This is a genomic window from Streptomyces sp. NPDC037273 (assembly GCF_055603625.1).
In genome coordinates this window covers 37,311-49,935 of record NZ_JBVJVO010000029.1, presented here as the reverse complement: position 1 = coordinate 49,935, position 12,625 = coordinate 37,311, and the positions used below count along the sequence as shown (strand labels likewise).

Sequence of the window (12,625 nt, the reverse complement as noted above, 5' to 3'; positions counted from 1 at the left end):
CACCCGCTCCCTCGCTGCTGCCTAGCCCCCCCCCCCCCCCCCCCCTCCCCCCCCCCCCCCCCCCCCCCCCCCCCCCCCCCCCCCAGGCCCTAGGATCTCCCCGTGAACGCCGGTTAACAGCCGTTAACGGGCGGGTCTTGGTCGGGAGGGTGTGCGGTCATGTCCGAGCAGCGTTTTGGTGAGTTCGTGGTGGTGCGGAAGGACGGGGACGGGCACGTCGCCGAGCTCGTCCTCGACCGGCCCAAGGCCATGAACGCCGTCTCGTCCGAGATGGCCCGCTCCCTGGGCGCCGCCTGCGAGGCGCTCGCGGCCGACCCGGCGGTCCGCGTCACCGTGCTGACCTCGTCGAACGACCGGGCCTTCTGCGTCGGCGCGGACCTCAAGGAGCGCAACTCCTTCACCGACGCCGAGCTGGTCCGGCAGCGCCCGACCGCCCGCGCCGCCTACACCGGCGTCCTGGAGCTGCCGATGCCGACCGTCGCGGCCGTGCACGGCTTCGCCCTGGGCGGCGGCTTCGAGCTGGCGCTCGCCTGTGACGTCATCGTCGCCGACGCGACCGCCGTGGTCGGCCTCCCCGAGGTCTCCGTCGGCGTCATCCCGGGCGGCGGCGGTACGCAGCTGCTCCCGCGCCGGGTGGGCGCGGCGCGCGCCGCCGAGCTGGTCTTCACGGCCCGCCGGGTGGAGGCGGCGGAGGCCCGCGAGCTGGGTCTGGTGGACCTCCTGGAGGAGGACGCGCGGACGGCCGCCCTGGAGCTGGCCGGCCGGATCGCCGCCAACTCGCCGGTCGGGCTGCGCGCCGCCAAGAAGGCGATGCGTCTCGGTCAGGGCCTGGACCTGCGGGCGGGTCTCGAGGTCGAGGACGCGGCCTGGCGTTCGGTGGCCTTCTCGGGCGACCGGGCGGAGGGCGTCGCGGCCTTCAACGAGAAGCGGAAGCCGAACTGGCCGGGGGAGTAGGGCCGGGGAGCGCGGCGGACGCCCGTCCGGTTCGTCCCTGATTTTACTAAATGTGACTTACGGTGACGTCTCGAAGGTGAAATCGGGTCAAACCTCCCTAAGCTGGAGGAATGGGAGAGGACGTACGGCTGCGGGCCGTAGTGGCGCTGGCGCAGGGGATGGCGGCGGCGCACACTCCGCGAGAGTTCTGGCGGGCGGCGGCGCTCGGGGCCTGTGAGGGGCTCGACGGCACGTTCGCGGCCCTGTCCGTCTGGCAGCGGGATCACGGCCGGCTGAAGGTCCTGGTGAACGCGGGGGCGCGGGCCGTGGGGGAGGAGGAGTTCCCGGACTCGGAGACGTATCCGGTGCACCAGTTCCCCGAGATCACCGAGTTCCTGCACGAGCAGTGGGCGGGCGGCGGCGAGCCGGACTCCTGGGTGGAGACCGCCTCCGACCGGGTGCCCACCGGCCGGGTCCTCGGGCTGCGCAAGCGGGGCCGGGGCTGCTGTGTGGTCGCGCCGATCGTGCTGCACGGGCGGGCCTGGGGCGAGCTGTACGTGGCCCGGCCGCCGGAGGCGAAACCTTTCACCCGGGCGGACGCCGACTTCGCGACCGTCCTCTCGGCGGTCGTCGCGGCCGGCATCGCCCAGGCGGAACGGCTTGAGGAGGTCCGCAAGCTGGCCTTCACGGACCCGCTCACCGGGCTCGCCAACCGGCGGGCGGTCGACACCCGCCTCGACGAGGCCATCGAGCGCTACCGGATGGACGGATCGGTGGTCAGCCTCGTGGTCTGCGACCTCAACGGCCTCAAGCGCGTCAACGACACCCACGGCCACGCCGTCGGCGACCGTCTCCTCGAACGCTTCGGCTCGGTCCTCTCCCGCTGCGGCGCCCGGCTCCCCGGCGCCCTCTCGGCCCGGCTCGGCGGCGACGAGTTCTGTCTGCTCACGGTCGGCCCGACGGCCGACGAGGTCGTCGCGGTCGCCGAGGAGCTCTGCGTGCGGGCCGCCGAACTGGAGCTCGGCGAGGGCGTCGCCTGCGGCGTGGCCTCCACCGGCGACCCCATCGGCCCCCTCAAGTCCGCCCGCCGGCTCTTCCGGCTCGCCGACGCCGCCCAGTACCAGGCCAAGGCCGACCGCTCCGCCAAGCCGGTCGTCGCGGGCCGCGACGGCACCGTCATCCGGCTCGCCGACGCCCCGCCCGGAGCCCGCGACCGGCGCCGTTTCCGCGACGCTCCCCCGGTGGAGCACCCGTCGGAGGCCCGGCCGGACGCGCCTCCGCGACCCGACTGACCGGTAAGGGTCCGTCCCGTGTCGGGACAGTGACACATTCCCCTAGTGACATGTCGGTCTTCAATCCGTAGGGTGCTGAATATGGATATGCAGACAGTCGTCGTCCTCGGCACGTCCGGTACGACCCCGCAGGACGTCATCGACGTCGCCCGCCACGGCGCCCGCGTCGAGCTGTCGGCCGACGCGGTGGCCGCGCTGACCGCCGCCCGCGAGATCGTGGACGCCCTCGCCGCCAAGCCCGAGCCCGTCTACGGCGTCTCGACCGGCTTCGGCGCCCTCGCCACCCGCCACATCAGCCACGAGCTCCGCGCGCAGCTCCAGCGCAACATCGTCCGCTCGCACGCCGCCGGCATGGGCCCGCGCGTCGAGCGCGAGGTCGTCCGCGCGCTGATGTTCCTGCGGCTGAAGACCGTCGCCTCCGGCCACACCGGCGTCCGCCCCGAGGTCGCCCAGACCATGGCCGACGTCCTCAACGCCGGCATCACCCCGGTCGTCCACGAGTACGGCTCCCTCGGCTGCTCCGGCGACCTCGCCCCGCTCTCCCACTGCGCCCTCGCGCTCATGGGCGAAGGCGACGCCGAAGGCCCCGACGGCGTCGTGAAGCCCGCCGGCGAGCTCCTCGCCGCCGCCGGCATCGCGCCCGTCGAGCTCAAGGAGAAGGAGGGCCTCGCCCTCCTCAACGGCACCGACGGCATGCTCGGCATGCTGGTCATGGCCCTCGCCGACCTCGACACCCTCTACAAGTCGGCCGACATCACCGCCGCGCTCTCCCTCGAAGCCCTCCTCGGCACCGAGAAGGTCCTCGAACCCGAGCTGCACACGGTCCGCCCGCACCCCGGCCAGGCCGCCTCCGCCGCCAACATGCTCGCCGTCCTCAAGGGCTCCGGCCTCACCGGCCACGCCCAGGCAGGCGAAGCCCCCCGCGTCCAGGACGCCTACTCGGTCCGCTGCGCCCCGCAGGTCGCCGGCGCCGGCCGCGACACCATGGCGCACGCCCTGCTCGTCGCCGAGCGCGAGCTGGCCGCCGCCGTCGACAACCCGATCGTCCTGCCCAACGGCGAAGTCCGCTCCAACGGCAACTTCCACGGCGCCCCGGTCGCGTACGTCCTCGACTTCCTCGCCATCGCCGCCGCCGACCTCGGCTCCATCGCCGAGCGCCGCACCGACCGGCTCCTCGACAAGAACCGCTCGCACGGCCTGCCGCCGTTCCTCGCGGACGACGCCGGCGTCGACTCCGGCCTGATGATCGCCCAGTACACGCAGGCCGCCCTGGTCAGCGAGATGAAGCGGCTCGCCGTCCCGGCCTCCGCCGACTCCATCCCGTCCTCCGCGATGCAGGAGGACCACGTCTCCATGGGCTGGTCCGCCGCCCGCAAGCTGCGCACCGCGATCGGCAACCTCAACCGGATCATCGCGGTCGAGATGTACGCCGCGACCCGGGGCATCGAGCTCCGCGCGGGCCTCACCCCGGCCCCCGCCTCCCAGGCCGCCATCGACGCGCTCCGCGCCGCCGGCGTCGAGGGCCCGGGCCCGGACCGCTTCCTCGCCCCCGACCTGGCCGCCGCCGACGCCTTCGTCCGCGAGGGCAGGCTGGTCGCCGCCGTGGAGCCGGTCACCGGCCCCCTGGCGTAACGCCCGGCCGCACGCGACGAGGGCCCGCCCCCGGACTTCCGGGAGCGGGCCCTCGCCCGTAACACGGACAAGAAAAGCGCGGTCAGGACGCCCGGCCGCGGCGCCGCATCGCCAGGGCCACGAAGCCCGCGCCGACCCCCAGGAAACCCGTGCCGCCCATCACGTACGGGGTGGTGTCGAGCCGGCCGGTCTCCGCGAGGCGGCCGTCGGCGACGGGGCCGTCCTGGCTCACCCCGACCCGTACCCCGCCCTGCTCGTCGGTGGCGTTCGCGGACGGCACGAACCACAGGGCGCACAGCAGCGTCCCCGCGGCGGTGGCGGTCAGCAGTGGGCGTCGGGCGGCGGACACGGAAATTTCGATCCCCCCTGCGGAAACCGCGAATTGGTAGGTGCGCCGATGCTAATGAACACAGCGGGTCGCGGGAAAGCCGAGACCCCTCCGGCGCCTACGCTCCGGTCCATGAGCATTCCTGAGTCAGCACGCTATGTACGCCTTCGCGTCGATGTGGTCCTGGAGATCGACGGACCCGCCGAACTGGCCGAGGCCGCCAAGGTCCGGATCGCCGCCGACGAGTTCATGCCCGAGGACGAGCGGGCGCAGGCCCGCGTCGTCGTGACCGAGGACAGCACCGAGGCCCTCGCCCACCTCGTCGAGCCCTTCGACCTGATCCGCGACGTCCCCGGCATCGAGATGGTCCAGGCCTCCTGGAGCACCGAGGAGATCGATTACGACCCCGATGCGCTGGAGTGGGACCTCGGCGAGGAAGATGGGGACGAGGAAGACGACGACGACCAGCCGTAGGGGTGGGCACCGGCCGCAGCGCCGCCGGTGGAAACCCTGCTCGAAGGCCCTGGGACGATGTCCCGGGGCCTTTCCCGTGCGTGCTTTCCGGCCAGGCCGCCGGCCACCGGGAACCGGACGCTCCGGACGTGCGTGTCGGTCAGTGGTGTTCCCCACAAACCCGCCGGTTCCGGAACCGGACGGGGTGTCATGGGTATTGAAGTAGACGTAGTGATCGGCAGGGAATCGGCGACGATGGAGAAGCGTGTGATGACGATCGGCAAGCGCCGCAAGAGCCTGGCCGCCGCGGCCGCCGTGCTCGGCGGTGTGCTGGTGCTCTCGGCGTGCAACGACGGCGACAAGGACGGCAGCGCCTCCGGTTCCGCCACGCCACCGTCGCAGGCCCAGGTCGACGAGGCGGCCGCGCAGAAGACCTCCAAGGCGCAGATCACCATCTCGCCGAAGAACGGCGTGCAGAACGCCTCCATCAACAACGACGCCAAGGTCACCGTCACCGAGGGCAAGCTCACCCAGGTCACCATGACCTCCGCCGAGGGCACCGAGGTCAAGGGCGAGATAGCGGCCGACGGGCTCAGCTGGAAGCCGTCCGGCCCGCTCAAGCGCGCCACGGTCTACAAGATCGCCGCCACCGCCGCCGACGCGGCCGGCCTCGAAGCCCACGAGAACTCCTCGTTCACCACGGTCTCGCAGGCCAACAGCTTCATCGGGAACTTCACCCCCGAGGACGGCTCGACCGTCGGCGTCGGCATGCCCGTCTCGATCAACTTCAACAAGTCGATCACCGACAAGAAGGCCGTCCAGGGCGGCATCAGCGTCTCCTCCAGCTCCGGCCAGGAGGTCGTCGGGCACTGGTTCAACTCGACCCGCCTCGACTTCCGCCCCGACCAGTACTGGACCGAGGGCTCGACCGTCACGCTGAAGCTGGACCTCGACGGCGTCGAGGGCGCCGACGGCGTCTTCGGCGTCCAGCAGAAGACCGTCACCTTCAAGATCGGCCGCAACCAGGTCTCGACCGTCGACGTCGCCACCAAGACCATGACGGTCAAGCAGGACGGCAAGACGGTCAAGACCATCCCGATCTCCGCCGGCTCCCCGGACAACACCACCTACAACGGCCAGATGGTGATCTCCGAGAAGTTCAAGGAGACCCGGATGAACGGCGCCACCGTCGGCTTCACCGACTCCGACGGCAAGGGCGAGTACGACATCAAGGACGTGCCGCACGCCATGCGCCTGTCCACCTCCGGCACCTTCATCCACGGCAACTACTGGGGCGCGCGGTCGATCTTCGGCTCCGTGAACACCAGCCACGGCTGCGTCGGCCTCGCCGACGTCAAGGGCGCCGGTGACCCCAACCAGATGGCCGCCTGGCTCTTCGACCACTCCCTGGTCGGCGACGTCGTCATCGTCAAGAACTCCGACGACAAGACGATCAAGCCCGACAACGGCCTCAACGGCTGGAACATGAGCTGGTCCGAGTGGAAGGCCGGCTCGGCGGTCTGACCCCACCCGCCACGCACACACGGCGACGGCCCCCTCCCGCCCGGGAGGGGGCCGTCGCCGTCCCCGTCAGCGCGCGTCCACCCGCTCGTCCGCCCCCCAGCCGGCGAGCAGCCGCAAGGACTCCTCGGAGCGCGACCCCGGCTCCGCGTGGAAGGTGACCAGGTACTGCTCCGGGTCGTCGGTCAGCGTCAGCGTCTCGCACCACAGCGTCAGCTCGCCCACCAGCGGATGGTGCAGCCGCTTGGCGCCGTGCCCCTTGTCCTTCACGTGATGCGCCGCCCACAGGCTCCTGAACGGCTCGCTCTTCACCGACAGCTCGCCGACCAGCGCCGAGAGCAGCGGATCGTCCGGATGCCGGCCCGCGTCCACCCGCAGATGGCTCACCACCTCACAGGCCTTCTGCTCCCAGTCGACGAACAGGTCCCGGCAGTCGTCGCCCAGGAACAGCAGCCGGGCGATGTTCCGCTCCCCGGGCGGCAGCGCGGTCACGTCGCCGAACAGCGCGGCGGCCATCCGGTTGCACCCCAGGACGTCCGTGCGCCGCCCCACCACGTACGCCGGCACCTCCGTCATGGCGTCCATCAGCCGCTGCACGCCCGGCCGCAGCCGCTGCGGCCGCGCGGGCCTCCGGCGCCCCGGCGCGGGCTTGGCGAGGCGGGTGAGGTGGTCCCGCTCGGCCGCGCTCAGCCGCAGGGCCCGCGCGATGGCGTCGAGGACCTCGAAGGACACGTTGCGGCCGTTGCCCTGTTCGAGCCGGGTGTAGTACGCCACCGACACCCCGGCCAGCTGCGCCAGCTCCTCCCGGCGCAGCCCCGGCACCCGCCGGTGCCGCCCGTGATCGGGCAGCGACACGTCCTGGGGCTTCAGCCGGGCCCGCCGGGAGCGCAGGAATTCGCCGAGTTCGGCACTGAGGTCCATACGGCCCCATTATCGGCGACCGGCACCGGCCCGCGGACGTACGTTCCTGACCCCGCCAGTGGTAGGCACAGCGGGCGTAGGCACGGCAGGTGGCTGGGTACGGTCCACGGCGTGCGGCAGCATCGAACCCATGAGCACGCACGTCACCACCGTCCCCGCCTACGCCGCGCCCGCCCCCGAGGCCCCGCTGGAGCGCACCACCGTGCCGCGCCGGCCCGTCGGCGAGCACGACGTCCTCATCGACATCAAGTACTCCGGCATCTGCCACTCCGACATCCACCAGACCCGCGACGGCTGGGGCAAGGGCAGCTACCCGATGGTCCCCGGCCACGAGATCGCCGGCGTCGTCGCCGAAGTCGGCCCGGGCGTGACCAGGTTCGCGGTGGGCGACCGGGTGGGCGTCGGCTGCTTCGTCGACTCCTGCCGGGAGTGCGCCAACTGCCGCGGCGGCCTTGAGCAGTACTGCTCCGAGGGCGCCACCGGCACCTACAACGCCCGGGACAGGAACGGCGAACCGACCTACGGCGGCTACTCGACCCGCATCGTCGTCGACGAGAACTACACCCTCCGCATCCCCGAGGGGCTCGGCCTCGACGAGGCCGCCCCGCTGCTCTGCGCCGGCATCACGCTCTACTCGCCGCTCGCCCACTGGCAGGCGGGGCCCGGCAAGAAGGTCGCGATCGTCGGCCTCGGCGGGCTCGGCCACATGGGCGTCAAGATCGCCCACGCGCTCGGCGCCGACGTCACCGTCCTCAGCCGCTCGCTCAAGAAGCGCGAGGACGCCCTCGCCCTGGGCGCCGACCACTTCCACGCCACCGAGGACCCGGAGACCTTCACGGCCCTCGCCGGCAGCTTCGACCTGATCGTCTCCACCGTCTCGGCGCCGCTCGACCTCGCCGCCTACCTCGGTCTCCTCAGGACCGACGGCGCCCTCGTCAACGTCGGCCTCCCCGAGGAGCCCCTCCTCGTCCACCCGTTCTCGCTCATCGGCGGCCGCAAGACCCTCGCCGGCTCCATGATCGGCGGCATCCCCGAGACCCAGGAGATGCTCGACTTCTGCGCCGCCCACGCCCTCGGCGCGGACATCGAGCTGATCGCCGCCGACGGGATCAACGAGGCCTACGAGCGGGTCGTCGCCGGCGACGTCCACTACCGCTTCGTCATCGACACCTCGACCATCTGAACGGTCCGGGTCCCGGCCGGGGCATGACCCGCGAGGTAATCGACCTCCGCGGCACGCCCCGGCACGCTGGACCCATGACCGCATACGCCATCGGAAACCTGCAGCCGAAGCCCGTCCTCGACGACGAGGTCCTCACCTACATGGAGCGCATCCAGGACACCCTGGACCCCTTCGGGGGCCGCTTCCTCGTCCACGGGGCCCGCACCCGCGAAGTCCGCGAGGGCAGCTGGCCCGGCGCCCTCGTCGTCATCGGCTTCCCGACCTACGCGGCCGCCACCGCCTGGTACGACTCCGCCGCCTACCAGGCGCTCATCCCCCTCCGCACCCGGCACATGGCCGGCGACATCCTCCTCGTCGACGGCGTCCCCGAGGGGTACGACGCCGCCGCCACCGCGACGGCGCTGCGGGCGGCGGGGCGTCCGGAAGGCGCCTGACCGCGCTACTCGGCCTTCGCCACGCCGATCGGGCAGGAGACGCCGGTGCCGCCGATGCCGCAGTAGCCGGCAGGGTTCTTGTCGAGGTACTGCTGGTGGTAGGCCTCGGCCGGGTAGAAGGGGCGGGTGTCGTCGGCGGGGAGGACGTGGGTGGTGATCTCGCCGTATCCGGAGCGGGCGAGGACGCGCTGGTAGGCCTCACGGGAGGCGGCGGCCCGCTCGGCCTGGGCGGGGGTGTGGGTGTAGACGGCGGAGCGGTACTGGGTGCCCACGTCGTTGCCCTGGCGGAAGCCCTGGGTGGGGTCGTGGGACTCCCAGAACAGCTTGAGCAGGGACTCGTACGAGACCTTCGCGGGGTCGAAGACGACGCGGACGGCCTCGGTGTGGCCGGTCATGCCGGAGCAGACCTCCTCGTACGCCGGGTTCGGCGTGTATCCGCCCTGGTAGCCGACGAGGGTCGTCCAGACGCCCTCGGTCTGCCAGAACTTGCGCTCGGCGCCCCAGAAGCAGCCCAGGGCGAAGTCGGCGACCTCCAGGCCCTCCGGGTAGGGGCCGAGCAAGGGGTTGCCGAGGACGGTGTGGCGCTCCGGGACGGAGAACTCCGGCTCGGGACGGCCTCGGAGGGCCTGCTCGGGAGTGGGGAGGACGGGGGTGCGGGACAGGAACATGCTGCATCTCTCCTCGACGGTCGGCAGAGGACACAACGCCGACGGCCGGGGAGGGATTCCCCACCCCGGCCGTCCGGACCGCCCCGCGCGGCGGAGGTCACCTCGGCAGCGTCGCCGGGCTCCCGCCGTTCGCCTCGTACCCGGCGACCGCCAGGTTCCGGAAGAGCGTGTACATCTCCGCCGGGTCGCCGCTCAGCGTCCACGGCACCGCGCCGACGTGCCCGTCGACCCGGACGATCTGGTGCATGGCCTCGGCCCAGCGCTCGGCCCGCACCAGGAACCACACGAGCAGATGGCGGACGTGCGCCAGCATCGGGTCGTCGGCGCGCGCGGAGTGCACCGCGTACAGGGCGCCGTCGAGGGCCTTGGACACCACGGCCGTGCGGTAGAAGTCCTGGACGAGGACGACGTCCGGCACGTGCTCGTGCAGCGCGAACAGCGGCAGCGCGGCCAGCAGCGAACCGCGCGGGGCGCGGGCGGCGGCCGTCGTCGCGAAGTGGTCGGCCTCCTCGCGGGAGCCGTGCCACTTCTCGCACCAGTAGTGGAGCGCCGCCAGATGGGCCCCCATGTGCTCCGGAGCCCGGTCGATGACCTTCGCCCACACCTGGTCGAACTGCTCGTGGGGGTAGCCGAGCCCGCGCGCCACGGCCAGCTCGACGATGTACGGCACGGGGTCGCCGGGCGCGAGCAGCGCGGCCTCGCCGCTGACCTTCCGCGCCTCCTCCAGGATGATCCGGAAGTCGTCGGTGCCCGCCGACGAGGACCGCCAGGCCTGCTGCACCAGGAACTCGGCGTGCACGGCCGCGCCGCCCGGGTCCTTCGGCGCGTCGGCCCGCCAGGCCCGCAGCCAGGCGCCGCCGACGCCCGGCTGCGCCTGGAGTTCGAGGGAGGCGGCGCCCGCGAAGGCCTGCACGCGCTGCCAGCGCACCTCGCCGTCCTTGCCGGTCTCGGACAGCAGCCGCGAGGCCGCCCGCCAGTCCTGCGTGGCCTGCACGACGTCGAGCACGTGCAGCAGCTCGTCGTCCGCGCCGGGGAGCCGTACGTCCTGGTCCTCCTGCCGCACGAAGCCGTACGCCTCCGGGTCCGCCGCGTCCGGGGCGCCCGGCGCGACGACCTTGATGCCACCACCCCGGCGGCGCAGCACGTAGGGGCCGAGGACGCCGAACAGCAGGCCGAGCGCGATCAGGAACCAGAGAATCTCCATGTGTCCATTGTCCAGGACACTGTGTGAGACGTTCGCGGCGGCGGGTCGCGCGCGGGACTACGCTCCTGACCCATGAGCGACCAGCACTCCCACCAGAGTTTCGAGACCCGCGCGATCCACGCGGGCAACACCGCCGACCCGCTGACCGGCGCGGTCGTCCCGCCCATCTACCAGGTGTCCACCTACAAGCAGGACGGCGTGGGCGGGCTGCGCGGCGGTTACGAGTACAGCCGCAGCGCCAACCCCACCCGTACGGCCCTGGAGGAGAACCTCGCGGCCCTGGAAGGCGGCCGGCGCGGCCTGGCCTTCGCCTCGGGCCTGGCCGCCGAGGACTGCCTGCTGCGCACGCTCCTCGCGCCCGGCGACCACGTCGTCATCCCGAACGACGCCTACGGCGGCACCTTCCGCCTCTTCGCCAAGGTCGTCGAGCGCTGGGGCGTCGACTTCTCCGTCGCGAACACCTCCGACATCGAGTCGGTGCGGGACGCCGTCAACGACCGTACGAAGCTGATCTGGGTCGAGACCCCGTCGAACCCGCTCCTCGGCATCACCGACATCGAGGCCGTCGCCGGCGTCGCCCGCCAGGCCGGCGTGAAGCTCGTCGTCGACAACACCTTCGCCTCGCCGTACCTCCAGCAGCCGCTGGCCCTCGGCGCGGACGTCGTCGTCCACTCGCTCACCAAGTACATGGGCGGCCACTCGGACGTCGTCGGCGGCGCCCTCGTCACCGCCGACGAGGCCCTCGGCGAGGAGCTCGCCTACCACCAGAACGCGATGGGCGCCGTCGCCGGTCCCTTCGACTCCTGGATCGTGCTGCGCGGCATCAAGACCCTCGCCGTGCGCATGGACCGCCACAGCGAGAACGCCGCCAAGATCGTCGAGATGCTCGTCCAGCACCCGAAGGTCACCCAGGTCCTCTACCCGGGCCTCCCCGAGCACCCGGGCCACGAGGTCGCCGCCAAGCAGATGCGCTCCTTCGGCGGCATGATCTCCTTCCGCGTCGAGGGCGGCGAGGAAGCGGCCGTCGAGGTCTGCAACCGCGCGAAGCTCTTCACCCTCGGCGAGTCCCTCGGCGGCGTCGAGTCCCTCATCGAGCACCCCGGCCGCATGACCCACGCCAGCGTCGCCGGCTCCGCCCTCGAGGTCCCGGCCGACCTGGTCCGCCTCTCCGTCGGCATCGAGAACGTCGAAGACCTCCTCGCCGACCTCCGCCAGGCCCTCGGCTAGTCACCCCGTAGGGGCCCGGGCCGTCGACCGGCCCGGGTCCCTCACCAGCCCTCGACCACCGGCGTCGTCGTGGCCGGCGCGGCCTCCCAGGGCCGGACGGCCGACGCCCACACCACGAAAACCCCGGCGAGGACCGCGCACAGCGCCCACAGCACCCGCCGCCCCATCCGCGCCCGCCGTCGCAACCGGGCCCCGCGCTCGGCGGCGCGCAGCGACAGATCGCCGGGCACCGGGGGATGCGGGGTGTCGAGGAGCCGCCGGACCGCCGCCTCCCGGTCCCCGTACCGGCTCACGCGGCGGCCCCCGAAGCCCCGCTCCCGCCACGAGCGGAGGCGGCACCGGCCCGCAGCGCGCTGACGCACCGCGCGCAGACGGCGCGGACCCGCGCCTCGGAGAGGCCGAGGAGGGCGGCGAGCTGCTCCTCGGCGACGCCCTCGTACAGCCGGAGGACGACGACGAGCCGCTCCTGCGGAGTGAGCGAGGAGAGGACGCCGCCGTGCCCACCGTGGTGGCGCCAGGCGCTCCGGGCGAAGCGGGCGGCGAGGTCGCGCCGGGTCAGCTCGTAGGGGTCCTCGTCGTCCAGCCGCCCCCACACCGCGTACGTGTGGGCGAGCGCGGCGGTCAGCAAGGCCTGGGCGTACGGGTTGCGGGCGCGGGTCTCCGCGGTGAGCAGGGTCGCGGTGTGCAGCAGCCGGCCCGCCGCCCCGGCGACGAACGCGTCGAACTCCCGGGTGCGGTACGTGCGTTCGCGATCACGCTCGCTCTGCTGTCTGCCCACCTCCTCATAGGAGGACAGCCGGCGGGCCGGGTCAAGAGTCCGGCACCCACG

14 protein-coding genes are annotated in these 12,625 nt (G+C 72.8%); 8 read left to right on the top strand and 6 right to left on the bottom strand.

The features are described from left to right. Nucleotides 1-159: 159 nt before the first annotated feature. From ACZ7G1_RS38225 to hutH, 3 genes are all read left to right on the top strand, one after another. Nucleotides 160-954 carry an enoyl-CoA hydratase/isomerase family protein gene (locus ACZ7G1_RS38225; protein WP_470877781.1) on the top strand — a complete coding sequence of 265 codons (795 nt, stop codon included), beginning with the start codon at nucleotides 160-162 and terminating at the stop codon, nucleotides 952-954. Nucleotides 955-1,064: 110 nt separating this feature from the next. Beyond that, nucleotides 1,065-2,225 (top strand): GGDEF domain-containing protein, encoded by a 1,161-nt coding sequence (locus ACZ7G1_RS38220; RefSeq protein WP_470877782.1) that lies wholly within the window; start codon nucleotides 1,065-1,067, stop codon nucleotides 2,223-2,225. A gap of 87 nt (nucleotides 2,226-2,312) precedes the next feature. Then, complete coding sequence (gene hutH / locus ACZ7G1_RS38215; RefSeq protein ID WP_470877892.1) at nucleotides 2,313-3,857, top strand: histidine ammonia-lyase; 1,545 nt, start codon at nucleotides 2,313-2,315, stop codon at nucleotides 3,855-3,857. A gap of 82 nt (nucleotides 3,858-3,939) precedes the next feature. Here hutH and ACZ7G1_RS38210 read toward each other — a convergent pair whose 3' ends face one another. After that, nucleotides 3,940-4,206: a hypothetical protein gene (locus ACZ7G1_RS38210; RefSeq protein WP_470877783.1), complete on the bottom strand. Its 267-nt coding sequence runs from the start codon at nucleotides 4,204-4,206 to the stop codon at nucleotides 3,940-3,942. Nucleotides 4,207-4,317: 111 nt separating this feature from the next. Between ACZ7G1_RS38210 and ACZ7G1_RS38205 the strand changes: the two genes are divergently transcribed. Continuing rightward, the gene (locus ACZ7G1_RS38205; protein WP_470877784.1) at nucleotides 4,318-4,659 is read left to right on the top strand and encodes a hypothetical protein; all 342 of its coding nucleotides are present in this window, start codon (nucleotides 4,318-4,320) and stop codon (nucleotides 4,657-4,659) included. A gap of 234 nt (nucleotides 4,660-4,893) precedes the next feature. Beyond that, the gene (locus tag ACZ7G1_RS38200; protein WP_470877785.1) at nucleotides 4,894-6,162 is read left to right on the top strand and encodes a L,D-transpeptidase; all 1,269 of its coding nucleotides are present in this window, start codon (nucleotides 4,894-4,896) and stop codon (nucleotides 6,160-6,162) included. Between the two features lie 66 nt (nucleotides 6,163-6,228). Here ACZ7G1_RS38200 and ACZ7G1_RS38195 read toward each other — a convergent pair whose 3' ends face one another. Next, the gene (locus tag ACZ7G1_RS38195; RefSeq protein WP_470877786.1) at nucleotides 6,229-7,080 is read right to left on the bottom strand and encodes a helix-turn-helix domain-containing protein; all 852 of its coding nucleotides are present in this window, start codon (nucleotides 7,078-7,080) and stop codon (nucleotides 6,229-6,231) included. Between the two features lie 130 nt (nucleotides 7,081-7,210). Between ACZ7G1_RS38195 and ACZ7G1_RS38190 the strand changes: the two genes are divergently transcribed. Then, a complete protein-coding gene (locus tag ACZ7G1_RS38190) occupies nucleotides 7,211-8,263 on the top strand; it encodes an NAD(P)-dependent alcohol dehydrogenase (RefSeq protein WP_470877787.1) in 1,053 nt (350 codons plus the stop codon). Between the two features lie 74 nt (nucleotides 8,264-8,337). After that, the gene (locus tag ACZ7G1_RS38185) at nucleotides 8,338-8,697 is read left to right on the top strand and encodes a DUF1330 domain-containing protein (RefSeq protein WP_470877788.1); all 360 of its coding nucleotides are present in this window, start codon (nucleotides 8,338-8,340) and stop codon (nucleotides 8,695-8,697) included. Between the two features lie 5 nt (nucleotides 8,698-8,702). Here ACZ7G1_RS38185 and msrA read toward each other — a convergent pair whose 3' ends face one another. Both msrA and ACZ7G1_RS38175 read right to left on the bottom strand, forming a co-directional pair. After that, entirely contained in the window at nucleotides 8,703-9,365 is a 663-nt protein-coding gene (gene msrA / locus ACZ7G1_RS38180; protein WP_470877789.1) for a peptide-methionine (S)-S-oxide reductase MsrA, read from the bottom strand. Nucleotides 9,366-9,462: 97 nt separating this feature from the next. Further along, nucleotides 9,463-10,569, bottom strand: coding sequence for a hypothetical protein (locus ACZ7G1_RS38175; RefSeq protein WP_470877790.1), 1,107 nt, complete (start codon nucleotides 10,567-10,569; stop codon nucleotides 9,463-9,465). 72 nt (nucleotides 10,570-10,641) lie between these two features. Here ACZ7G1_RS38175 and ACZ7G1_RS38170 point away from each other — a divergent pair, with 72 nt between their 5' ends. Beyond that, the gene (locus ACZ7G1_RS38170) at nucleotides 10,642-11,796 is read left to right on the top strand and encodes a cystathionine gamma-synthase (RefSeq protein ID WP_470877791.1); all 1,155 of its coding nucleotides are present in this window, start codon (nucleotides 10,642-10,644) and stop codon (nucleotides 11,794-11,796) included. A 41-nt stretch (nucleotides 11,797-11,837) separates the two neighbouring features. Here ACZ7G1_RS38170 and ACZ7G1_RS38165 read toward each other — a convergent pair whose 3' ends face one another. Together ACZ7G1_RS38165 and ACZ7G1_RS38160 are read right to left on the bottom strand one after the other, a co-directional pair. After that, a complete protein-coding gene (locus ACZ7G1_RS38165) occupies nucleotides 11,838-12,089 on the bottom strand; it encodes a hypothetical protein (protein WP_470877792.1) in 252 nt (83 codons plus the stop codon). Further along, complete coding sequence (locus ACZ7G1_RS38160; protein ID WP_470877793.1) at nucleotides 12,086-12,574, bottom strand: sigma factor-like helix-turn-helix DNA-binding protein; 489 nt, start codon at nucleotides 12,572-12,574, stop codon at nucleotides 12,086-12,088. The genes ACZ7G1_RS38165 and ACZ7G1_RS38160 overlap by 4 nt, the downstream gene beginning before the upstream one ends. Between the last annotated feature and the right edge of the window lie 51 nt (nucleotides 12,575-12,625).